23 protein-coding genes and 1 other annotated feature are annotated in these 20,873 nt (G+C 37.0%); of the genes, 15 read left to right on the top strand and 8 right to left on the bottom strand.

Annotated features, from left to right (window positions below; all coding sequences use genetic code 11):
- Window positions 1-12: 12 nt before the first annotated feature.
- Window positions 13-198 carry a YjzD family protein gene (locus F4694_RS10885; RefSeq protein WP_179597718.1) on the bottom strand — a complete coding sequence of 62 codons (186 nt, stop codon included), beginning with the start codon at window positions 196-198 and terminating at the stop codon, window positions 13-15.
- Window positions 199-462: 264 nt separating this feature from the next.
- On the opposite strand from F4694_RS10885, the gene F4694_RS10880 reads away from it, so the two are divergent.
- Window positions 463-1,185 carry a lipase family protein gene (locus tag F4694_RS10880; RefSeq protein WP_179597717.1) on the top strand — a complete coding sequence of 241 codons (723 nt, stop codon included), beginning with the start codon at window positions 463-465 and terminating at the stop codon, window positions 1,183-1,185.
- Window positions 1,186-1,269: 84 nt separating this feature from the next.
- The gene (locus tag F4694_RS10875; RefSeq protein ID WP_179597716.1) at window positions 1,270-2,082 is read left to right on the top strand and encodes an NAD(P)-dependent oxidoreductase; all 813 of its coding nucleotides are present in this window, start codon (window positions 1,270-1,272) and stop codon (window positions 2,080-2,082) included.
- A 27-nt stretch (window positions 2,083-2,109) separates the two neighbouring features.
- Here F4694_RS10875 and F4694_RS10870 read toward each other — a convergent pair whose 3' ends face one another.
- Window positions 2,110-2,334, bottom strand: a complete 225-nt coding sequence (locus F4694_RS10870; protein ID WP_179597714.1) for a hypothetical protein — start codon at window positions 2,332-2,334, stop codon at window positions 2,110-2,112.
- A 181-nt stretch (window positions 2,335-2,515) separates the two neighbouring features.
- Between F4694_RS10870 and F4694_RS10865 the strand changes: the two genes are divergently transcribed.
- From F4694_RS10865 to F4694_RS10850, 4 genes are all read left to right on the top strand, one after another.
- Window positions 2,516-3,448: a beta-ketoacyl-ACP synthase III gene (locus F4694_RS10865; RefSeq protein ID WP_179597712.1), complete on the top strand. Its 933-nt coding sequence runs from the start codon at window positions 2,516-2,518 to the stop codon at window positions 3,446-3,448.
- A 49-nt stretch (window positions 3,449-3,497) separates the two neighbouring features.
- Window positions 3,498-4,739, top strand: a complete 1,242-nt coding sequence (gene fabF, locus F4694_RS10860) for a beta-ketoacyl-ACP synthase II (RefSeq protein WP_179597710.1) — start codon at window positions 3,498-3,500, stop codon at window positions 4,737-4,739.
- Between the two features lie 116 nt (window positions 4,740-4,855).
- Window positions 4,856-5,665: a DUF2268 domain-containing putative Zn-dependent protease gene (locus F4694_RS10855; protein ID WP_179597707.1), complete on the top strand. Its 810-nt coding sequence runs from the start codon at window positions 4,856-4,858 to the stop codon at window positions 5,663-5,665.
- Window positions 5,666-5,773: 108 nt separating this feature from the next.
- Window positions 5,774-6,520, top strand: a complete 747-nt coding sequence (locus tag F4694_RS10850; RefSeq protein WP_179597705.1) for a YjbA family protein — start codon at window positions 5,774-5,776, stop codon at window positions 6,518-6,520.
- Window positions 6,521-6,566: 46 nt separating this feature from the next.
- On the opposite strand, the gene trpS is transcribed toward F4694_RS10850, so the two are convergent.
- On the bottom strand, window positions 6,567-7,556 hold the full coding sequence (gene trpS / locus F4694_RS10845; RefSeq protein ID WP_179597703.1) for a tryptophan--tRNA ligase: 990 nt from the start codon (window positions 7,554-7,556) through the stop codon (window positions 6,567-6,569).
- 56 nt (window positions 7,557-7,612) lie between these two features.
- Window positions 7,613-7,859: a binding site (T-box leader), on the bottom strand.
- 59 nt (window positions 7,860-7,918) lie between these two features.
- Window positions 7,919-8,104: a hypothetical protein gene (locus F4694_RS10840; RefSeq protein WP_179597701.1), complete on the bottom strand. Its 186-nt coding sequence runs from the start codon at window positions 8,102-8,104 to the stop codon at window positions 7,919-7,921.
- Window positions 8,105-8,517: 413 nt separating this feature from the next.
- Between F4694_RS10840 and spxA the strand changes: the two genes are divergently transcribed.
- The 5 genes from spxA to pepF all read left to right on the top strand — a co-directional run bounded on the left by spxA (window position 8,518) and on the right by pepF (window position 14,712).
- On the top strand, window positions 8,518-8,913 hold the full coding sequence (gene spxA / locus F4694_RS10835) for a transcriptional regulator SpxA (RefSeq protein ID WP_045519743.1): 396 nt from the start codon (window positions 8,518-8,520) through the stop codon (window positions 8,911-8,913).
- A gap of 299 nt (window positions 8,914-9,212) precedes the next feature.
- Window positions 9,213-9,884 carry an adaptor protein MecA gene (gene mecA, locus F4694_RS10830; protein WP_179597698.1) on the top strand — a complete coding sequence of 224 codons (672 nt, stop codon included), beginning with the start codon at window positions 9,213-9,215 and terminating at the stop codon, window positions 9,882-9,884.
- A gap of 71 nt (window positions 9,885-9,955) precedes the next feature.
- Window positions 9,956-11,467, top strand: coding sequence for a cardiolipin synthase (gene cls / locus F4694_RS10825; RefSeq protein WP_179598132.1), 1,512 nt, complete (start codon window positions 9,956-9,958; stop codon window positions 11,465-11,467).
- A gap of 99 nt (window positions 11,468-11,566) precedes the next feature.
- Window positions 11,567-12,763, top strand: a complete 1,197-nt coding sequence (locus F4694_RS10820) for a competence protein CoiA (protein ID WP_179597696.1) — start codon at window positions 11,567-11,569, stop codon at window positions 12,761-12,763.
- A 131-nt stretch (window positions 12,764-12,894) separates the two neighbouring features.
- Window positions 12,895-14,712 (top strand): oligoendopeptidase F, encoded by a 1,818-nt coding sequence (gene pepF, locus F4694_RS10815; protein ID WP_179597693.1) that lies wholly within the window; start codon window positions 12,895-12,897, stop codon window positions 14,710-14,712.
- A 477-nt stretch (window positions 14,713-15,189) separates the two neighbouring features.
- On the opposite strand, the gene F4694_RS10810 is transcribed toward pepF, so the two are convergent.
- The 3 genes from F4694_RS10810 to F4694_RS10800 all read right to left on the bottom strand — a co-directional run bounded on the left by F4694_RS10810 (window position 15,190) and on the right by F4694_RS10800 (window position 17,104).
- Window positions 15,190-16,056, bottom strand: a complete 867-nt coding sequence (locus tag F4694_RS10810) for a ClpXP adapter SpxH family protein (protein WP_308806328.1) — start codon at window positions 16,054-16,056, stop codon at window positions 15,190-15,192.
- Complete coding sequence (locus tag F4694_RS10805; RefSeq protein ID WP_179597691.1) at window positions 16,053-16,460, bottom strand: globin domain-containing protein; 408 nt, start codon at window positions 16,458-16,460, stop codon at window positions 16,053-16,055. Before F4694_RS10805 ends, F4694_RS10810 begins: the two co-directional genes overlap by 4 nt.
- Window positions 16,461-16,531: 71 nt before the next feature.
- On the bottom strand, window positions 16,532-17,104 hold the full coding sequence (locus F4694_RS10800; RefSeq protein WP_179597689.1) for a CYTH domain-containing protein: 573 nt from the start codon (window positions 17,102-17,104) through the stop codon (window positions 16,532-16,534).
- A gap of 122 nt (window positions 17,105-17,226) precedes the next feature.
- Between F4694_RS10800 and F4694_RS10795 the strand changes: the two genes are divergently transcribed.
- Genes F4694_RS10795 through F4694_RS10780 form a run of 4 tightly spaced genes read left to right on the top strand, consistent with a single transcriptional unit; the run spans window position 17,227 to window position 20,014 of the window.
- Window positions 17,227-17,586: a UPF0738 family protein gene (locus F4694_RS10795; RefSeq protein WP_179597687.1), complete on the top strand. Its 360-nt coding sequence runs from the start codon at window positions 17,227-17,229 to the stop codon at window positions 17,584-17,586.
- Window positions 17,587-17,617: 31 nt separating this feature from the next.
- Window positions 17,618-18,256: a GTP pyrophosphokinase gene (locus tag F4694_RS10790; RefSeq protein WP_179597685.1), complete on the top strand. Its 639-nt coding sequence runs from the start codon at window positions 17,618-17,620 to the stop codon at window positions 18,254-18,256.
- Between the two features lie 36 nt (window positions 18,257-18,292).
- Window positions 18,293-19,093, top strand: coding sequence for an NAD kinase (locus tag F4694_RS10785; RefSeq protein ID WP_179597683.1), 801 nt, complete (start codon window positions 18,293-18,295; stop codon window positions 19,091-19,093).
- A 21-nt stretch (window positions 19,094-19,114) separates the two neighbouring features.
- Window positions 19,115-20,014 (top strand): RluA family pseudouridine synthase, encoded by a 900-nt coding sequence (locus F4694_RS10780; protein ID WP_308806327.1) that lies wholly within the window; start codon window positions 19,115-19,117, stop codon window positions 20,012-20,014.
- A gap of 74 nt (window positions 20,015-20,088) precedes the next feature.
- Here the strand turns inward: F4694_RS10780 and prpE are convergent, their stop codons facing one another.
- Complete coding sequence (gene prpE, locus F4694_RS10775) at window positions 20,089-20,829, bottom strand: bis(5'-nucleosyl)-tetraphosphatase PrpE (protein WP_179597681.1); 741 nt, start codon at window positions 20,827-20,829, stop codon at window positions 20,089-20,091.
- Window positions 20,830-20,873 lie beyond the last annotated feature (44 nt).

Here is a 20,873-nt window from a genome sequence, read left to right as displayed (position 1 = left end):
TTTTCGCTTTATTTAGTGTTTTTCAACAGGATCATTAGGAAGTACTGCCGTTGCAATAACAATCAAAATGAAAACGCCCACAGAAATTATCGCACCTGACTGGAAGTTGAAAACTCCGCCTTCTGTCATTGAACTAACTACATATGAAAGCATTTGTACTAAAACAAACACCCAAAAAAAAGTCCAAAAGTATCGCACTATCTTTCACCTCTACCCTATTTATCATCTCTAATAATATTACCATATGCTATTGAAATAATAAAAGCAAAAATTCAAAACACTAGCCCCCTCTACAATAAGCTTCGTTAAAGAAACAGGCGATTTGAAGCTTATCGGAGTGGTAATGACCAAGTTTAACAATAAAAACACTTGTGTATGATTGTCCGAATAGGCTATATCCCTTTCATCTCATGTGAAATCACATACAATATTTTGAGGAAATATGTAAAAGGAGATTTAGCGATGGAGAACCGGAATTTTCAGATGGATACCCAGTGGAATATCATCCATTACCCTGAAAAGCCCACAGGTTTTGGAATATTAATAATTGGAGATGAAAGGCATTTTGTTGATGAAAGTAAATGCTTTTGGACTCAGAATGAAGGTAAACTGTCCATTATCAACCAGTTGAAAGAATCAGGATATACTATTTTTTCCTCAAATTTGTATGGGCGAAACTGGGGAAGTGAACATGCTGTTGAGCTTGCACAAAGGCTATATCAGCAGGTAATAAGAAGTGAAATTCTTAATAGTAAAGTTCATCTGATAGCTGAAGGCATGGGTGCTCTTGTGGCTGTTCGATTAATGGAGAAAATGCAGGGTCAATTAAGGTCAGTCGTATTATTAAATCCCATTCTTTCTTTAAAAAAACATATCGAACTTGAAAAAGAACACAAGTTTTTCTATAAAAAGCTAATGAGAGAAATAACAGCTGCCCATGAGTTGGACCAAGTCACTCTTGAACAAGAACTTCAAGGTATGGAAGATAAAATTAAATTCAATACGGATATTCCAATAAAAATTATCCATGTAATGTCCAGTGGCAAATCTTATAATCAATCAAAACAGCTGCAAAAGTTACTGGCGCATACGGATATTAGCCCAACATATATTGTACCGGAAAAAAAGCAACAGCTCGGAAATATGATGGAGAAGTTTTTTAATCAGTTTGAAAAGGTTCTATAAACACCAGCCTCCCTGAAGATAGATATAATTCACCCATATACCGCATAGGATTCACTAATGAAGTTTGGGGAGGAAGGATTAGTAATGGACAAGGTCGTAATGGTTGGAGTATTTGACTTTGTGAATTTTCATGTATGCAAAGCATTACTTGATAAAGGGATTGAGGTCAGGGGAGTACAAATCGAATCAGAAGAAGATGAGGATATGATCATTGAAAAACGATTAGAGATTGGTCGAAATGCTAACTTTACTGAGGTTTCATTTGGGGATATTACTAAAGATAAAAACAAAAACGAGACGATTGTACTTTCTGTTTACGACATTTATATGCGATATAAGGAAGAATACCTGCTAAACGAAGATATGTTATTCAATTTAATAAGAAAGAACCAGTGGGAAAAAGTGGCTATTTTAGTACCAAGCCAATTGTTAAATGAGGTAATTGATTCAAAGCCTGAAGTAATTATTCAAGATTTCATAAAAAGGACATATGCTTGGAATAAAAATATTCATTTACTCTATTTACCAACAATTTATGGACCCTGGCAGCCTGATACCTTTATGTTTCAATCTTCTATTTTAAATGAAAGGAATAGAGGAAAACCATATAAGGGACTACGGGAGGAGACTGGCGACGCCCTGTTTGTTCAGGATACTGCCCAATTTATACTAGAAATTATCGAAAACCAAAAGCCTGGAAGATACCTGCTCCATAGCGGGAAGAGTAATCAATGGGAGAAATGTGCAGCATTTCTTGGGATAAACGAACAAGAATCAAACCCCATTTTACAAATAAGGGAAGAGGGTTTAACTAAGATCATTGTTAATAGCACTGTACCAATAACTGTTGGCTTGACTAAGCAAGTAGAACATGCGAATCGATTATATAGTGAATAATAGTAAAAAAGCTGCCAAAATGGCAGCTTATTTTTTCTTTATAAAACCTTCTACAAAGGGATAAACCATTTGAAGTAATGGTTTTAGATTCTGGGAGGAATCCCTTAATTTGTTTATGTTGTCTAATATTGATTCAATATCAAGTGAAGTTGGATTGAACTGAGTTTGATTATGATGTTTGCTCCCTATGCTCTCTCTTCTATCGCCAAACATCATTCTTGAAAAGCGATCATCCTGTCTTTCTTTTCCCATCTTTCTGCCCCCTCCTTATAGTATGATTCTCCTTTAGATTATGAAGTTTATGAACAAATGGTATGGACATAAGCGGGGGATCGTTGATTTAAATGTTGCTTAATTATACTTTTGTTTGATAAAATTAGTACCAAGTCATAATAATTGATAATAAATTTTATTTATATAAGGGGATGATTCCTTGAACGCTGGAATTGTTGGAATTGGAAGGTATTTGCCAGAAAAGATTGTTACGAATGCAGACTTAGAAAAAATAATGGATACATCAGATGAATGGATTCGAACACGAACAGGCATTGAAGAACGCCGTATCGCAGATGATAACACTAACACCTCTGATATGGGGTTTGCTGCTGCTCAAAAAGCGATACAAGATGCCGGAATCACACCTGAGGATATCGATTTAATTTTGGTTGCCACTGTAACACCAGATCAGCCATTCCCATCTGTTGCTTGTATGCTTCAAGAACGTTTAGGTGCTAAAAAAGCAGCAGCAATGGATGTTAGTGCCGCCTGTGCAGGTTTTATGTACGGTATTATTACCGGAAAGCAGTTTGTAGAATCAGGAGCTTATAAGCATGTTCTAGTAGTGGGGGTTGAAAAACTTTCCAAGATAACCGACTGGAATGATCGGAACACTGCTGTACTATTTGGAGACGGTGCTGGTGCCGTTATCGTTGGAGAGGTTTCTGAAGGTAGAGGAATTCTTTCGTTTGAATTGGGTGCAGATGGAACGGGTGCTAAGCATTTATATCAAGATGAGTATATTATCATGAATGGACGGGAAGTCTTTAAATTTGCAGTTCGCCAGATGGGTGAAAGCTGTATTAATGTACTCGAAAAAGCTGGGCTCACAAAAGAAGATGTAGATTTCCTAATACCTCATCAAGCGAATATCCGTATTATGGAGGCTTCTAGACAAAGGCTTGAGCTTCCTGTAGAAAAAATGTCTAAGACCGTTCATAAATACGGAAACACTTCAGCGGCATCTATACCGATTTCAATTGTTGAGGAGATAGAGGCTGGAAAAATAAAAGACGATGATCTTATTGTTATGGTAGGTTTTGGCGGCGGATTAACGTGGGGCGCCATTGCGATTAGATGGGGTAAATAAAGGGAATTAGTTATATATACAATGAAGTGTATTAAAGGAGATGTCTTATATGGATAAGCGCAGGGTTGTGGTTACAGGTTTAGGAGCGGTTACCCCGCTTGGATTAGATGTTGAAACAACATGGAAAGGGATTATTGAAGGGAAATCTGGGATCGGTCCTCTAACACGAGTGAATGCGGAAGAGTATCCTGCAAAAGTTGCCGCACAGATTAATGACTTTAATCCTGAATCCATTATGGATAGAAAAGATGCGAGAAAGATGGACCGTTTTACTCAGTATGCGGTCGCTTCAGCATTAATGGCTGTTGAAGATGCAAAGTTAACAATTACAGATGAAAATGCAGACCGTATTGGAGTCTGGATTGGTTCCGGTATTGGCGGAATGGAAACTTTTGAAGAACAATATGAAATATTTCAAAAAAGAGGTTATAAGAGAGTAAGTCCATTCTTTGTACCAATGCTGATTCCTGATATGGCAACTGGTCAAGTCTCGATTAGACTAGGTGCAAAAGGATTTAATTCTTGTACCGTAACGGCATGTGCAACAGGAACGAACTCAATCGGAGACGCCTTTAAAGTCATTCAGCGTGGTGATGCTGACGCGATGATTACAGGTGGAGCAGAAGCACCGATTACAAAAATGTCGGTTGCTGGCTTCTGTGCGAATACAGCTCTATCGACAAATCCAGATCCTGCGAGTGCTAGCAGACCATTTGATAAAAATCGTGATGGCTTCGTTATCGGTGAGGGTGCGGGTATTATTGTTCTCGAAGAATTAGAGCATGCATTAGCACGCGGTGCGAAAATATATGCGGAGATTGTTGGCTATGGCGCAACAGGGGATGCGTATCATATAACAGCACCAGCCCCTGGTGGTGAAGGCGGAGCGCGCGCGATGAACATGGCCATTAACGACGCGGGACTAAATATTGAAGAGATTGATTATATCAATGCTCATGGAACTAGTACAGAGTATAATGATAAATTTGAGACGTTGGCAGTGAAAGAAGTTTTTGGGGTTCATGCATACAAGCTGGCAATCAGTTCAACTAAATCAATGACTGGTCATCTTCTTGGAGCAGCAGGCGGTGTTGAGGCAATCTTTACGGTACTTGCGATGAAAGACAGCATCCTGCCACCAACCATTAATTATGTAACGGCAGACCCAGAATGTGATTTAGATTATGTACCAAATAAGGCGCGTCAAAAAGAAATTAAAGCAGCAATGAGTAATTCTTTAGGCTTTGGCGGCCACAATGCAACAATCGTCTTCAAAAAATATGAAAAATAAGCAGCTTGACCAGGAACATTCCTGGTCGGCTTTTTTGTATTTATAGGACAACCACCCCGAACCACTTTTCATATCATTCATAAAATGTAAAAAAAAGAATGGTATGGAGTGAGGAAATGGGCATCATTCGAACGGATAAGTGGCTAGAGGAGGAGTTTGACCGTCCAATAAAAATATGTGAAAAACTGCTCCCTGTTTTCAATGGGCAAAGTCCTTCAAAAGTCTATAATCAATTGACTAATTTCGGGATGTACAGAGCCTCTCGGAGGACCGAGGAAATTTTTAATTCGATGAAGGAAAACATGATTTGGGAAGAAGTGGAAGATATTTTTCAGGAATATAAAAAGAAATGGGGAGGACCAGATGTACCAATCTACCTGTTTCCAATTGAACAAAATAGAAGCCTTTTTTTTAGACAAGAAGATAAATTAAAGGGTGGGGTTTCCTATCCAGATAAAATGTTTTTATTTCTTTCCGACAAAATAACTTCACCAGAGTTAGAGGCACTATTTGTACATGAATACCACCACATTTGCAGGTTAAATAAAGAAACTAAAAAATTTAGTGATTATACATTACTGGATTCAATTATTATTGAAGGGCTCGCAGAATACTCTGTTTTAGTTCATTGTGGGAGAAACTATTTAGCGGATTGGTGTAGGATGTATTCAGGAGCAGAACTTGATGATTATTGGGGAAAATTTTTAGAAGGGAACTTAAACATAAAAAAGAATGAGAGGAAACATGATGACCTGTTGTATGGAGCAGGAAGAATTCCAAAGTTACTTGGATATGCTGCTGGCTTTAAAATTGTTGAAGATTATTATCGCCAGAATCATTATTCTACAAAACTTTCCTTTACACTTCCTGCAAAGACGTATTTACAAACTGAACGTAACTATACAAAAAAAGGCCGAAAAAAATAGGCTTTTTTTTGTTCACCAGGCAAAGAGTATTTGGTTCTTAAGGAATAAATTAACTTATGTCTGCCCATACTGATTGACAAACAGTTTCTTGAAGTGAGGGGTTGTACAATGTTGTATCTTCATGATGTTTGGGTAAATTGGTTTGAAGGTGAAGAAAACGGATATAATGTGTGCCACTTTCATGAATGGCGCAAAGATGACGGTGTAGAGCTGTTAGACCAAGCTCCTCTGTTAAAAGTAGAACCGATTCTCTTTAATTATATTGAGAACGATCTTTCAGAATTACCTCAACAGCTTCTAGATGATATTTTCCAAAAGGCATATTTAAGAAAAAACCATGAAAGAGTGCAGCTTGAGTATTGCTTTGTGGTTACAGATGGGGTTGGTATATTAGCAGTTGATACAATTGGATATTCAATACCCATTAGAAAGAGCAGGCTCATACCGAGACAGGAACAGCTTGTCTACGAAATGATTGCCAATCACGATGCAAAAAAATATCATTTTCAACAGAATTCAGTGGATAAGGATTTTCATATTTTATCACCTGAGCCTGAATTAATGACAGGGTTAACAAGAAAAGAGCGTCAGCTAAAACAGTTGTTGTTTATGGCCCTTGATCAATTACATACATCTAAGAATGAAGCAGAAGTGCGTTATTGGTTCACAGAATGGTGTCCAGAGCGATACTCGGCGATTCAGGAATTGAATTTTGAGAAAGCTTGGGAGCAGCTGTTTGAGGAAACGAAATACGGCTGGTCTAAACGGCATGAAACATTTTGTGAGAATCTAATAAAAGGTCAGCCATTTTTTGAAAAGCTATGGGAAATGGAGCACGGACCGAAAGTAAATTAAAAAAGCTGGTCAGAAAGATAAAAAATCTTTCATGACCAGCTTTTTTTTAGCGTCTTTTTCTGCCTAATCCCATCGCATTTTCCATTTTCTTGAGGGTTTTGCTTGCTACTTGGTTTGCTTTTTCTGCGCCTTCGTCTAGGATTCTGTCTAGTTCTGTTGATTCCATTAGGTTATTATATTTCTCTTGAATCGGCTCAAAGACATTTACGATTACTTGTGCTAAATCGCCTTTGAAGTCGCCATATCCTTTGCCATGATACATTTCTTCAAGCTCTGGAATGGTTTTGTTACCGAGAATGGAATAGATGGATAGCAAGTTAGAGATTCCAGGTTTGTTAATTTTGTCGAATTTAACAATCCCCTCAGAATCTGTAACCGCACTTTTTATTTTCTTAACAATTTGTTTTGGATCATCTAAAGGTGTAATAAAAGCTTTATTGTTTGGATCAGATTTACTCATTTTCTTTGTAGGCTCTTGTAACGACATTATCCGTGCGCCGACTTCAGGAATGCGGATATCTGGGATGGTTAAAACCTCCCCATATTTTTTATTAAATCTTTCAGCTAAATCACGCGTTAATTCCATATGCTGCTTCTGGTCTTCTCCAACCGGAACAAGATTAGTATTGTATAAAAGAATGTCTGCGGCCATTAATGGCGGGTAGGTTAATAAACTTGCGGAGACCGCGTCCTTACCAGCTGACTTATCCTTAAATTGGGTCATTCTTTCCAATTCGCCTATATATGAAATACATTGCATCATCCATCCAGCTTGGGCATGTGCCGGAACTTCCGACTGGATAAACAAGGTTGCTTTCTCAGGGTCAATTCCAACCGCTAGGTATAGTGCCGCTAAACTACGGATATTTTTTCTTAACTCTAATCGATCCTGTGGGACCGTTATTGCATGTTGGTCCACGATGCAAAAGTAGCAATTATAATCATTTTGAAGTTCAACAAATTGCATCATTGCCCCAATATAGTTTCCAAGTGTAATGGTGCCACTTGGCTGAATTCCTGAAAAAATTGTTTTCATGACCGAAATCCTCCTAAATATATATATAAATAAAAAAACCATTCGTCCCCAAAAACGATAGGGACGAATGGTTCGCGGTACCACCCTAAATTACTCAAAACGAGTCACTCGAGTCCAGAGCTATCAAGAATGGATAGTCTGGTAACCTTTTAACGCAAGGTAAAACGTCTTTTCCTATTACTCATTAAGATGTTCAGAAAGAAGCTCAAAAGTCCATTCGGTATTTTTCCGTGTTTGTTCTCACCAACCACAAACTCTCTGAATCGGTTAAAAATACGTACTACTCTTTATCATCGCTAAGCTAATAATTGATTTATTCTTATTATAATTAAATGTAAATTGGGAATCAAGTCAGCGAAGAATTACTTCTTCTTCCCGCCAATGCTTTTCCAGCCTGTTTGGAATCTTGCGCTTTGGTCAACGAATTCTGAGCGTTTTTTTCCTCCGAAAACCTTTTCTCCGAAACCGTTTGTCATTACACCCATAAATGCAGTAATTCCAATAATTAATATGGCAACCATAGATAAATCAGCTATGTAGCCAGCCATGAAAATCCCTCCATATCCAGTAAAAGTTATAATCAACTGTTTGTATTGTTTATTTCCCCTTATTTATATTTTAAAAGAACTTGAGAAGTATTGAAAGAGGTAAAGCAATAAAAAGATTAAATGTGCACAAAAAAATGAATGCGTTTTCACTGAATGAGGTTTAATTGAGAATTCTCCGGGTATATAAAGGATGAAACTTTTTCGATTGTTATTCGTCTAATATAATGAAAAGAAAAAATAGGCTAATAGTTTGACATTCAATAAATTTTGAAAAAGGGATACCTTTTTTAGAAACAGTGGTGTATAATTAATGATATAAATTACTTATTTATAATAATTTTAATCAAGAAACATAATTTTTGATAGATTTACTATAGAATTGGATAGTAATTAAAAGAGGAGTGTGGAGACGAATGGTAACATTATACACTTCACCAAGTTGTACATCATGCCGGAAAGCAAAATCATGGTTAGAAGAACATGAAATTCCATATACTGAACGAAATATTTTTTCTGAGCCATTATCAATCGAAGAAATTAAAGAAATTCTCCGTATGACTGAGGATGGTACAGATGAGATTATCTCGACAAGATCAAAGACTTTTCAAAAATTAGATGTTAATTTGGATACTATGCCGCTGCAGGATTTATTTGAATTAATTAAAGCAAATCCTGGATTATTACGCCGGCCAATTATTATCGATGAAAAGCGACTGCAGGTTGGATATAACGAAGACGAAATTCGGAGATTTCTACCGAGAAGAGTTCGTACCTTCCAATTAAGAGAAGCTCAGCGTATGGTAAATTAAACTAATAAGACAAAGCCTTCAAACTGAAGGCTTTTTTTGCACCTCTTTTGGTTTGAGATTTCGCTGTCATTTTGTTACAATGTAAGGAATATCTAATTAATAGGCAAATTAATGGTTTTTGCAATTACAGGTAAATTTATTTCCCAATTTAACACTTTTGTCATAAAATGAAAGTACAAGGATTATATTCTTTTTTACATTACAATAATTGATCCTTTCTACTAAGGTAATTGCTGAAAAGCATTGTCTGCTGGGGGTATTTTGTCCCTTCAATAAGGAAACGGAAGGGAGAGGTAACGATGGAAATCGAACGAATTAATGAGAATACAGTAAAGTTTTACATCTCTTATGGTGATATAGAAGAACGTGGTTTTGATCGCGAAGAAATTTGGTACAATCGGGAGCGAAGTGAGGAGCTTTTCTGGGAAATGATGGATGAAGTTCATCAAGAGGAAGAGTTCGTTGTCGAAGGTCCGCTGTGGATTCAAGTGCAGGCGTTAGAGAAAGGGTTAGAAATTCTTGTAACCAAAGCACAGGTATCAAAGGATGGACAAAAGTTTGAGCTGCCAATACCAAATGAAAAATTAAAAGATCTACCTGTTGATGGCAATATTGAAGATATCTTGGATCACCATTTTAATCCTGACCACCGTGATGATGATGACCTTTTACTTGAAGAAGAGTCTTTAGAATTTTTAATTGCCTTCAAAGATTTTGAAGATGTTATTATGTTGTCAAATCGGGGCGGACTTGATGATTTAATCACAGTGTTGTACAACTATAATAATAAATATTATTTATTTACTGAGTTTCCTGAAGATTTGTTTGAAGAGGACGAAATCGATGATATTCTAAGTATCCTGCTCGAATATGGATATGAAACTCAATTAACCATCCATCGAATTCAGGAATATGGTAAAAAGATTATTTCTGAGAATGTTTTTGCTGAAATAAGAAAACATTTTAAATAAACGTACCGATTTCGATTATTGAAATCGGTATTTTTTACATAGGGTTTAATTTCTCTTTGAGGGTGATGAGACTGAAAAACACAGTAAGGGTTGTATTGTTTTTACTGGTTCTATCCATGCTTATGTTTTTCTTTAGGGAATATTTACAGGGTGGAATATTTGGTTTTCTGAGCCTTTTAATAACGTTATCTGTTATTTTTATTGGCTTCGTTATTTTTTTAGAGAATCGACACCCGACCCAAACGATAACTTGGTTGGTTGTATTAGGGAGCTTTCCATTAGTGGGTTTCTTTTTTTATTTGCTTTTCGGAAGGAATTATCGTAAGGAGAAAATGTATCGGAAGAAATACTTTCTTGATAAACAAGCATTTTTGACAGTGGAGGGTGAAAATGACCCGCGCAGTGAAGAAAAACTTGGATTGATGGCCGAACACCAGGCAAGACTATTTACTTTGGCGCAAAAATTGGGTAACAGTCCGATTTCCTTTGATACAGCTACGAAGGTGCTAACAAACGGGGAGGAAACCTTTCATCACATTCTTGAGCAATTGAATAAAGCCAGGCATCATATCCATATTGAATATTACATTGTCCGGGATGACAGGATTGGACAAGAAATTAAAGAGATTTTAATTAATCAGGCTGCACAAGGGGTTAAAGTCCGCTTTTTATATGACGCAGTAGGTTCTTGGAAATTATCTAAAAAGTATATTGATGACCTGAAAAACGCTGGAATAGAAACAGTATGTTTCGGCCCTGTTAAGCTGCCATTTTTAAATAATAAATTTAATTTCAGAAACCACCGGAAAATAATTGTTATTGATGGGATGATTGGATTTGTAGGCGGGCTAAATATTGGAGATGAATACTTAGGAAGAAATGATACATATGGCTTTTGGCGTGACACCCACTTAATGTTACGAGGAGAAGCTGTAAGGTCGCTGCAGTTAATCTTTTTACAAGATTGGTATTACATGACGAACCACAGCTTTTTAACAGCCGAATATTTGTCACCGCAGATCGATGAGAAAAATCATGGAGGCGTTCAATTAATCGCCGGCGGTCCCGACAATGAATGGAGTGTTATTAAGAATATCTTTTTCTCGATGATTACGTCGGCAAAGGTATCTGTTTGGATAGCCTCACCATACTTTATCCCTGATGAAGATATCTTTTCAGCGTTAAAAGTGGCAGCACTTAGTGGCATAGATGTAAGATTACTTGTTCCTAACCGCCCTGATAAAAGAATTGTGTTTCATGCTTCAAGATCTTATTTCCCTGAGCTTTTGGAAGCTGGTGTAAAGGTCTATGAATATGAACGGGGGTTTATGCATAGTAAAATTGTAATTGTCGACCATGAGCTTGCTTCTATTGGAACCTCAAATATGGATATGCGTAGTTTTCATTTAAATTTTGAGGTAAATGCCTTTTTATTTCGAACCAAAAGTACTCAAAAACTAGTAGCGGAGTATATTAATGATCTTGAATATGCGAAACAGCTTGATTTAACCTCTTTTAGGAAAAGACATATTGGCTTACGGTTAATTGAGTCTACTGCAAGGTTACTATCACCGTTGCTTTAAGTTCACAAACTCGTCATAATGGCGGGTTTTCTTTTTATATAAAAAAGGATTTTCTATAAGGAAACACGAAATTTAGAAATAAAAGGAGGTAGAGAACCATTGCTGACGGCACAAACGAAATCAGGAACAATATTTAGCTTAGGCACGGAATATAAGAAAGAAACACTGATGATTATCCGCAACAATGAGGAGTTTTTTTGTCCAGCTTGTGGGGAGCGGGTCTCTCTTAAATTGGGGAATCAACGAATTTACCATTTTGCCCATCGAGGCGGTACTGTGTGTAGGGATTTTTATGAAGGTGAAACGGTTTATCATATGAAAGGAAAACTTCAACTTTATCAGTGGCTTGAAAGACAAGGAATCCCTGTAGCATTAGAATATTATGATGCTAAAATAAATCAGCGCCCTGATATCGTATTCCACTTCGATGGAATCAAATACGCTATGGAATACCAGTGTTCGCCGATTTCAGAAGAAATATTTATCAAGCGAACAACCGCATATTACGAACAGAATTACATTCCTCTCTGGATCATGGGCAGTAAACATTTGAAAGCCAAAAGAAGTAATGTCTTTTCCTTGTCGAACTTCGATTATTTCTTTTTCAGAGAAACAAAGGACAACCATTTGATACTTCCTTCTTATTGCCCCGAAGAAAAACAATTTAAAATCCTCAGTTCGATCTATCCTTATTCAATAAAAAATGCACTTGCAAACATCACCCATCATTCTATTCAAAAAACAGGAATTGAAGAAATTCTATCACCCAAAATAATCAATCATTTCAGCCTTGCTAAATGGTCAATGGAAATGGAGAAATTCACATTTAACTTGTCACTCCATCCGAGTCCCGACCTAAATCGATTTCTTCGCGAAATCTATAGGCATAACCTCAACATATATTTACTTCCTCCAGAAATTGGTCTACCAGTCAGCCATTCCCTATTCATTCAAACACCTTCAATTATTTGGCAAACCTATTTGTACTTAGATGTTTTGCAGGATAAAATGCCGAAAGACCTAATAGACTTAAATGAAGTTGAAAAACATTACAATAAGAGATTAATCAAAAAAGAGATTATCAACAGGAATATACCTCAACTTCCAAGTGAAAGATCATTTAATGCAGTGAAGGATTATTTTCAACAGCTTGAGAGACTGGGTATACTCGTGAGAAAAAGCGAAACTGTTTTTCAACTCGAAACTAGTATTTTCATCCCAAAATCTAATCGGGAAAAGGAAGAACGGAGGAATGAATTTTGTCAAAAAAATAAGTTCCTCCTTGCAAAAATATAAATGAAATATAACTTTAGGGCATAATATATTGGGTAAAACAAAAAATTAAAGGAAATAACATGAAAAAAGGAGAATAATTAACAGGGTTAACATTTTTCGTGATCCGAATATTTTTTGAATGGAGGATGTTTATGGCAAACGAAGCTGCAGTAAAGGCGTTGCCTTCAAGAAGTGAAATTCCTGTTGAAGAGACATGGAGATTGGAAGATATCTTCGCTAGCGATAAAGAATGGGAAAATGAATTTCAAGACGTCAAAAGTCAAATATCAGGAATCAAAGAGTTTGAAGGGAAACTTGGGGAGAGTGCCGACACTCTTTATAATGCTCTTCAATTTCAGGATAAGCTGCTTGAAAGAATCGGCAAGCTTTATACATACGCCCATATGCGTTATGACCAGGATACAACGAACTCCTTTTACCAAGGATTAGATGACAGGATGAAAAATTTATATTCACAAGCTGGTAGTCAATTGGCATTTATTGTTCCTGAAATTCTTTCGTTAGAGGAAAGTAAAGTTAAGGGATTTTTAAATGAAAAAACTGAATTAAAGCTTTATGAGCATGCAATCGAAGAGATTAATCTTCAGAGACCGCACGTTTTGTCCGGAGAGATGGAAGCGTTATTAGCAGAAGCTAGTGAGGTAATGGATGCCTCCAGCAATACCTTCGGGATGTTAAATAATGCAGATTTAAAATTCCCTTCTGTAAAAGATGAAAATGGTGAAGAAGTTGAGATTACCCACGGCCGATATATCCGTTTTCTCGAAAGTGCCGACCAAAGGGTGCGCCGTGATGCTTTCAAAGCAGTTTACGACACGTATGGAAATTTCCGCAATACCTTTGCAAGTACAATCAGCGGCAATGTGAAAAAGGATAATTTTAATGCAAGAATCAGAAAATATGATTCTGCCAGGCATGCAGCACTATCTGCCAATAATATTCCTGAAAGCGTGTATGATAATTTAGTAAACACGGTAAATGATCACTTACACCTATTGCACCGTTACGTGAAACTCCGTAAAAAAGTTTTAGGAGTAGACGAACTGCATATGTACGATCTTTACACTCCTCTTGTAAAAGATGTCAAAATGGAAATACCTTATAAACAGGCAGAAGAGCTTGTAATAAATGGGCTTGCTCCACTAGGCGAAGAATATTCCCGAATTTTAAAAGAAGGTTTTGAGAACCGCTGGGTAGATGTACACGAAAATAAAGGAAAGCGCAGCGGAGCTTATTCTTCTGGAGCCTATGGAACAAATCCATATATTCTTATGAATTGGCAGGATAATGTAAATAACTTATTTACATTGGCTCATGAATTTGGCCATTCCGTCCATAGCTACTATACAAGAAAAAATCAGCCGTATCCTTATGGAAACTATTCTATTTTTGTTGCGGAAGTTGCCTCAACTTGTAACGAAGCATTATTAAATGATTATTTATTAAAAACCATTGACGATGAGCAAAAAAGAATCTATTTGTTAAATCATTATTTAGAAGGCTTCAGAGGTACTGTTTTCCGTCAAACGATGTTTGCAGAGTATGAACATCTCATTCATCAAAAAGCTCAAAATAATGAAGCTTTAACAGCGGATTCATTAACGAGTGAATACTATGCTCTGAATAAGAAGTATTTTGGTGAAGAAGATATCGTTATCGATGAGGAAATCGGCTTAGAATGGGCTAGAATTCCACATTTCTATTACAACTATTATGTATATCAATATGCAACCGGCTTTAGTGCAGCAACCGCGTTAAGCAAGCAGATACTAGAGGAAGGCGAGCCAGCGGTTAAACGCTATATCGATTTCTTAAGCGCTGGAAGCTCTGATTACCCAATTGAAGTACTAAAAAAGGCGGGAGTAGACATGACAAGCGCCGACCCAATTAGAGACGCATGTAAAGTATTTGAAGAGAAACTCAATGAATTAGAACAGTTATTATCATAACAAGCTAAAGGGGGAGTATCGAAAGGTACTCTCCCTTTAAAATCCTTTAAATCTTTTTCTATCATTCAGGTAAAAAAGAAACATAAAAATGGCAATAAAAAAAAGTGGAATACTAATGATCAAAGGAAACACCTTCATTAACGCAAGGATATGGAGAGAAAATCCGAAAAAAATAAACAAAATCATAAGAATAACAGGTAAATTAAACATGGGAAATGCCACCTTATTTTTGGAGTTACTATAGTGTATTGTCCAAAATTATAAAATATGATATTTTGACAATTATGTGAAATAACGCACAAACACATTGTCAACGGGGTCGATCACATGGTATATTCTTTACGTGAAGTTAATCACAACAAACATATACCCCTTTGTTTGACCGTGAAAAATTTCTCCCATCCCCTTTGTTCGTATTAATAGAAAAAGGCCTTGCAGTTATAGCTGCAAGGTCTTTTTATGTTTAGGAAATAGTTACTATTCTTCAACATATCGCCAAAAAGTCCCGTATTTTGCTGGAAGCTGTTCAACCTTTTGGAGTAATAACAATTTTTTCATTTCCCGTTCAACCTGAGAAATAGACATGTTATAAACGACTGCAATTTCCTTTGAGGCCACTAGTTTAAAATATTTCAAAAATGTCTCTAATGGCGGCGGCGGATTTTTTACTGGCTGTTCAGAAAGCATTTCTTCAAGAATTTGCACATAGACTTCATACGGGTAAGAACCTGTAATTTTAATTCCTTCGTCTTCTACATTCTCGTTAAAAAATACAAGGGTGGGAATTTCTTGTACCTCCATTTCAGTAGTGATTTTTAAATCACACTGAAATGCTTTCGCCGAACTTTCAGAATGGAAATCAGAAATGAATTCCTCTACATCTAACCCTGCACTCTTTGCACAAGTTTTTAATACATCAAAATGGGAGATGTTTTGTTTATCAATAAAGAGTTTTTCTTGCACCTTGCGAAGAAACCGAATACCCGCTCGTCTGCCTTGCAGCTCTGCTGCCTTAATTGCAACAGAAGCAATGTACGGGGAAGCTACAGGGTTTTCTAACCAAAGGCTCCCATCACAGGACATTCCCGATCTGCTAGCTGTCTTTTCCCATAATTCTGCAATTACTTCATAATTTTTCTTTTTGCTAACATTTAAATTTGCGATACGCCCACTTAAAACGTGTTTAATGGAAAAATAGCGGCCATATTCAATGTGCAGTTTTTTTAAGATTGGCTCGAGTGCCCAACACTCTGGGCATAAAGGATCGATAAACATATATATTTCAAGTGGTTTCTTATCGTAATTGTAGACTTGCTGCTTTGAAGTGAACCAAGGGTTACTCACGAATCTTCACCTGTTATCTCGCTGTCATCTGGTTTATTAATCATGTGTTGTGCAGTAAGATAGAGCCTAGAATAAAATTCATCCCTTATTGGACCCTCTAATCCAGTCTTGTCCATCGCTTGTTTCATGCAAGATAACCATGCTTTTGCACGGGTAGGAGTAATGGGAAAAGGCAAATGACGTGCACGCATCATCGGATGACCATGCTCTTCTGTATAAACGTGCGGTCCCCCCAAATATTGTGTTAAAAATTGCTTTTGTTTACGGGCAATTTCGGAAAATTCATTTGGAAAGATAGGTGCAAGATCAGGATGTTGTGCAACTAGACCATAAAAAGTATCCACTAGGCGGTGTAAGGTATCTTCGCCAAGGGCTTCATATGGAGTAGGCTTTTTCTCATACATGTTGACAACTCCTTTAAATATGTTTGTATTATTATTTTATCAATGCATTTTTCATATCTCAAATAAACCGCTTATATTTTTTGCTGATAAAACCGAGCAATCTTATTTGGGGTTATTCGTATCGGTATATTATATTGTTCGAGCAGCTCTTTGAATGCAACCTGACCACGTCGAAAATCCAGCACTTCGTATTCAATCTCGAAGTCTTCCGTATTTAGATATAGGCTATGGTCTAATACGAGGAGCCCTTCGTTGTATGGAAATTCAGCCCTTTTAGTTGTGAGAGAGCCGAAATATTCTAAATCCGTAAACAGTATATTTAATTGTTCCAAACGCTCCTGAATAATTCCCTTAGGGAGTATTCCAGTATTGATCGCAGCCAGGAATTCATTTTTAGATAAAGTTTGTGTGGTTTCTAACAGACCAATGTCAGCCGGCTGCTTTAATGTCATTTCATAGTGATCATTTTTTTCCCTGATCCTTAAAGCTGAACCTAAATCCTTTAATGTAAAATCCGGTGTGTCAAAATAATGATTTGTTTGGCTGATGATTTGTTCATCCTTTACGTTAAATGCATTAAGCAGTTTTTCATACCCCACTTTTGTAAGCAGGTTTTTAAATTCTATTTCAATTGTCTCTGACATCCTTAGCCCATTCCTTTCTTTTCGTCCTTTTATTTTATCTTAGCATTTGACCAAACCGCAATTCTTGGGAGAAATGGATAGATTATGCTAAAATAGTAGGGTAAATGTTGGAGGTAATAATAATGAATAAAAGAATACTAATTAGCACGGCGAACATTTCAAATAATAAGTTACGATTACAAGCAACCGGGTCAATCACTGGGTTAACCCAAACAGACCAAATTCTTGTTGATTCTAAGCAATTTTCCTTTGTTTATTTAATGGAGAATCAAGAGGGTTATACATATATCGAGATTCCTGAACCCATTTGGCCATTATTAAAGGAGACAATAACAAAACAAATTCCAGTTTGGATTCACTTTGATAAGGAAGAATTGGAGTTAACTAACTTTAATGAGGAATTAGTTGAAGTTATCAACAACATAAGAGGAAATAGTAATTATGGTGAAGAGATGGTCACAAAAGTAGAAGGGATATTTTAAAAATATTATAGTTTGTTATTGAGGTGGAATTATGAAGCATTGGGACCAATTCTTAGCTCCATATAAACAAGCAGTATCAGAGCTGAAAATAAAATTAAAGGGCATGAGAGGACAATTTGAGTTAGACTCCAGCCATTCACCGATTGAATTTGTCACCGGTCGAGTCAAGCCGATTGCAAGTATCCTTGATAAGGCAAATCAAAAAGGTATTCCACTAGATAAATTGGAAGAGGAAATGCAGGACATTGCCGGTATGCGTATCATGTGTCAATTTGTCGATGATATTCACTATGTTGTCAGGTTATTAAGGAACCGAAATGACCTTGAAATCGTCGAGGAAAGGGATTATATATCACATAAAAAAACGAGCGGATATCGTTCTTACCATGTTGTGATCCGTTATCCTGTACAAACGATACATGGAGAAAAGAAGATATTGGCTGAAATTCAAATCAGAACATTGGCAATGAACTTCTGGGCGACAATAGAACACACGTTAAATTATAAATACAAAGGAATTTTCCCTGCAGATATTAAAATGAGACTGCAAAGTGCTGCAGAGGCGGCGTTTCGTCTTGATGAGGAAATGTCCTTGATTCGTGGTGAGATTCAAGAGGCACAAGCATTTTTTACAAGAAATAAGGAGTTTAAGCAGGAAGAGAAAAGCTGATAAGAGTAAGCATTTCAGTACAAGGAGAAAACATTTATGAAATTTGCGATTACATCCAAAGGGGATCAAAAATCGAATATCTTAATGCATAAAATGCGTACTTATTTACTCGATTTTGATCTTATATACGATGAGGATCAACCGGATATTGTCGTTTCGATTGGCGGAGATGGGACACTTCTATATGCTTTTCACCGTTACAGCAGCCGCTTGGATAAAACTGCTTTTGTCGGAATACATACAGGCCATCTTGGCTTTTATGCAGACTGGACACCTGATGAAATCGAAAAACTTGTGATTGCCATTGCCAAAACTCCCTATCAGGTTGTTGAATATCCTTTAATAGAGGTCATTATTCGTTATCAGCATGCTGGAAAGGAATCTCGATATCTGGCGCTTAACGAATCAACCGTAAAAAGTGTCGAGGGCACATTGGTTATGGATGTCGAAATCCGCGGTCAGCACTTTGAACGCTTCCGGGGTGATGGTTTATGTGTTTCCACACCCTCCGGCAGTACCGCATATAATAAAGCACTTGGCGGGGCGATTATCCATCCTTCAATATCCGCATTGCAGGTTGCGGAGATGGCTTCGATTAATAACCGTGTCTTTCGAACAGTCGGTTCACCGCTCATTCTGCCGTCCCATCATACTTGTATGTTAAAACCAGTTAATCGACTGGATTTTCAGGTAACTGTTGATCATCTAACTTTACTTCATAAAGATGTAAAATCGATTCAATTTAGGGTGCCAGATGAAAAAATTCGTTTTGCACGTTTCCGGCCATTTCCTTTCTGGAAGAGGGTTCATGACTCCTTTATATCAGATTCAGACTAATTATCATGCGGAGGACGCCACGTGAAACCAAATTTTGAATTGCAGTGGACTATTAATGAAGAACATGAGGGTCGAATGATCAAGGAGTTCCTGAAAGAAAAGGAAATATCTAGGATTGCTCTAACCGATATAAAATTCAAAGGCGGTAAGATTCTGGTTAATAACATAGAAGTGAATGTCCGCTATTTGTTAAAAGCAGATGATATTGTGACCGTAATTTTTCCTCCTGAAAACCCAAGCGAAGGCGTTATCGGGGAAAAAATCAAATTAGCGATCCTTTTTGAAGATCCATTTATCCTAGTAGTTAATAAACGAGCGGGGATGAGTACGATTCCATCTAGGGAACATCCTAGTGGAAGTTTGGCAAATGCCTTGGTAGGGTATTACGAAGAAATAGGTATTAGGGCTACCTCTCATATTGTTACTCGTTTAGACCGGGATACCTCAGGGATTGTTTTAATTGCAAAACATAGGCATGTCCATCATTTATTCAGTAAGCAGCAGCAAAACGGTCATGTTAAAAGAACGTATGAAGCATTTGCTCAGGGTAGTTTAAAGCTTGAAATGGGCTCGATTGAAGAACCAATCGGCAGGAAGACTGACAGTATAATAGAGAGAGAAGTCCGTAATGATGGACAATATGCCTGCACCCATTACAATGTGTTAAAGAGGTATAAAGATTTCACTCATTTAGAGCTGCAACTGGAGACTGGCAGAACTCATCAAATTCGGGTTCATATGTCATTTATTGGTCATCCCTTACTGGGAGATGACTTATATGGGGGAAATCTTATACTTATTGAGCGACAGGCACTGCATTGTAAAAAAATCCACTTTATGCACCCTTTTAACGGCAGGGAAATGACCTTCACTGCACCACTTCCTTTAGATATGGATGAAATAATAAAGGCTGCCCTTTAATAGGCCAGCCTTTTGCATTTTTTGATGATTTCCTAGGAAATTTGTCGATGTCCTTAGGATTATTTTCCCTATTTTTAATCAAAGTCTTTAAACTTCTCTTTGATATATGGCATAGTAGAATCTACAGAAACGATTTCCAACTCGGGATAACGAAGCGCAGTTAACTTACCGCCAAAAACAGCTCCAGTATCAATATTATATGTATTATTGATTACTCTTGGTTCTTTTACTGGGGTATGCCCATATACGATAATTGCTTTACCTGTGTAGTGTTTCGCCCAATCTCTTCTAACTGGGGAACCGTCAGGATGTTTTTCACCCGTTATATCTCCATAAAGGACAAAGGTCTTTACTTTAGAATTTGTTTTTCCGATAAATTCTTCTTTTATCCCAGCGTGTGCAATTACTAACTTTTTTTGATCTAATATTAAATGAAGTGGTGATTTTTCGTAAAGGTCGACAAATTTATTTCGAATGGACTGCTGATCTTTTTTAGCTAATGACTTGTATTCTGCTACAGTCGTTTCAAGTCCATGTGTTTCCTGGACCTTATTCCCAATGAAGTACCGATAAAGCTTATTGCAATGGTTCCCTGGCGTATAAAATGCCTGTTTCTGTTCGATTACAAGCCGCCAGACTATTTCTGCAATTTTTAAGGAAGCTGGACCGCGGTCCGTTAAATCCCCAACAAAGGCTAAGCGCCTGTCTTCTGGGTGTACAGGGATTCCTTCCTTCCATTCGTAACCGCATTTTTTTGTTAAGGCTTCAAATTCGGGTAAACACCCATGTATATCACCGATGATATCAATTTTCATTGAAATGATTCCCCCTTTATATTTATTTTTTGTAGATTTGATGA

This window comes from Neobacillus driksii, assembly GCF_013409995.1.
Lineage (GTDB): Bacteria > Bacillota > Bacilli > Bacillales > Cytobacillaceae > Neobacillus > Neobacillus driksii.
This window is presented reverse-complemented; position numbering and strand designations above follow the sequence as displayed.

What these genes read in the sequence shown, in the direction of transcription:
- spxA (WP_045519743.1), top strand. Translation starts at nt 8,518, where the DNA reads ATGGTAACATTATACACTTCACCAAGTTGTACATCATGCCGGAAAGCA.
- trpS (WP_179597703.1), bottom strand. Translation starts at nt 7,556, where the DNA reads ATGAAAACAATTTTTTCAGGAATTCAGCCAAGTGGCACCATTACACTT.
- F4694_RS10790 (WP_179597685.1), top strand. Translation starts at nt 17,618, where the DNA reads ATGAAGCATTGGGACCAATTCTTAGCTCCATATAAACAAGCAGTATCA.
- F4694_RS10795 (WP_179597687.1), top strand. Translation starts at nt 17,227, where the DNA reads ATGAATAAAAGAATACTAATTAGCACGGCGAACATTTCAAATAATAAG.
- F4694_RS10855 (WP_179597707.1), top strand. Translation starts at nt 4,856, where the DNA reads ATGGGCATCATTCGAACGGATAAGTGGCTAGAGGAGGAGTTTGACCGT.
- F4694_RS10805 (WP_179597691.1), bottom strand. Translation starts at nt 16,460, where the DNA reads ATGTATGAGAAAAAGCCTACTCCATATGAAGCCCTTGGCGAAGATACC.
- F4694_RS10875 (WP_179597716.1), top strand. Translation starts at nt 1,270, where the DNA reads ATGGACAAGGTCGTAATGGTTGGAGTATTTGACTTTGTGAATTTTCAT.
- mecA (WP_179597698.1), top strand. Translation starts at nt 9,213, where the DNA reads ATGGAAATCGAACGAATTAATGAGAATACAGTAAAGTTTTACATCTCT.
- F4694_RS10840 (WP_179597701.1), bottom strand. Translation starts at nt 8,104, where the DNA reads ATGGCTGGCTACATAGCTGATTTATCTATGGTTGCCATATTAATTATT.
- fabF (WP_179597710.1), top strand. Translation starts at nt 3,498, where the DNA reads ATGGATAAGCGCAGGGTTGTGGTTACAGGTTTAGGAGCGGTTACCCCG.
- F4694_RS10870 (WP_179597714.1), bottom strand. Translation starts at nt 2,334, where the DNA reads ATGGGAAAAGAAAGACAGGATGATCGCTTTTCAAGAATGATGTTTGGC.
- F4694_RS10785 (WP_179597683.1), top strand. Translation starts at nt 18,293, where the DNA reads ATGAAATTTGCGATTACATCCAAAGGGGATCAAAAATCGAATATCTTA.
- pepF (WP_179597693.1), top strand. Translation starts at nt 12,895, where the DNA reads ATGGCAAACGAAGCTGCAGTAAAGGCGTTGCCTTCAAGAAGTGAAATT.
- prpE (WP_179597681.1), bottom strand. Translation starts at nt 20,829, where the DNA reads ATGAAAATTGATATCATCGGTGATATACATGGGTGTTTACCCGAATTT.
- F4694_RS10850 (WP_179597705.1), top strand. Translation starts at nt 5,774, where the DNA reads ATGTTGTATCTTCATGATGTTTGGGTAAATTGGTTTGAAGGTGAAGAA.
- F4694_RS10880 (WP_179597717.1), top strand. Translation starts at nt 463, where the DNA reads ATGGAGAACCGGAATTTTCAGATGGATACCCAGTGGAATATCATCCAT.
- F4694_RS10800 (WP_179597689.1), bottom strand. Translation starts at nt 17,104, where the DNA reads ATGTCAGAGACAATTGAAATAGAATTTAAAAACCTGCTTACAAAAGTG.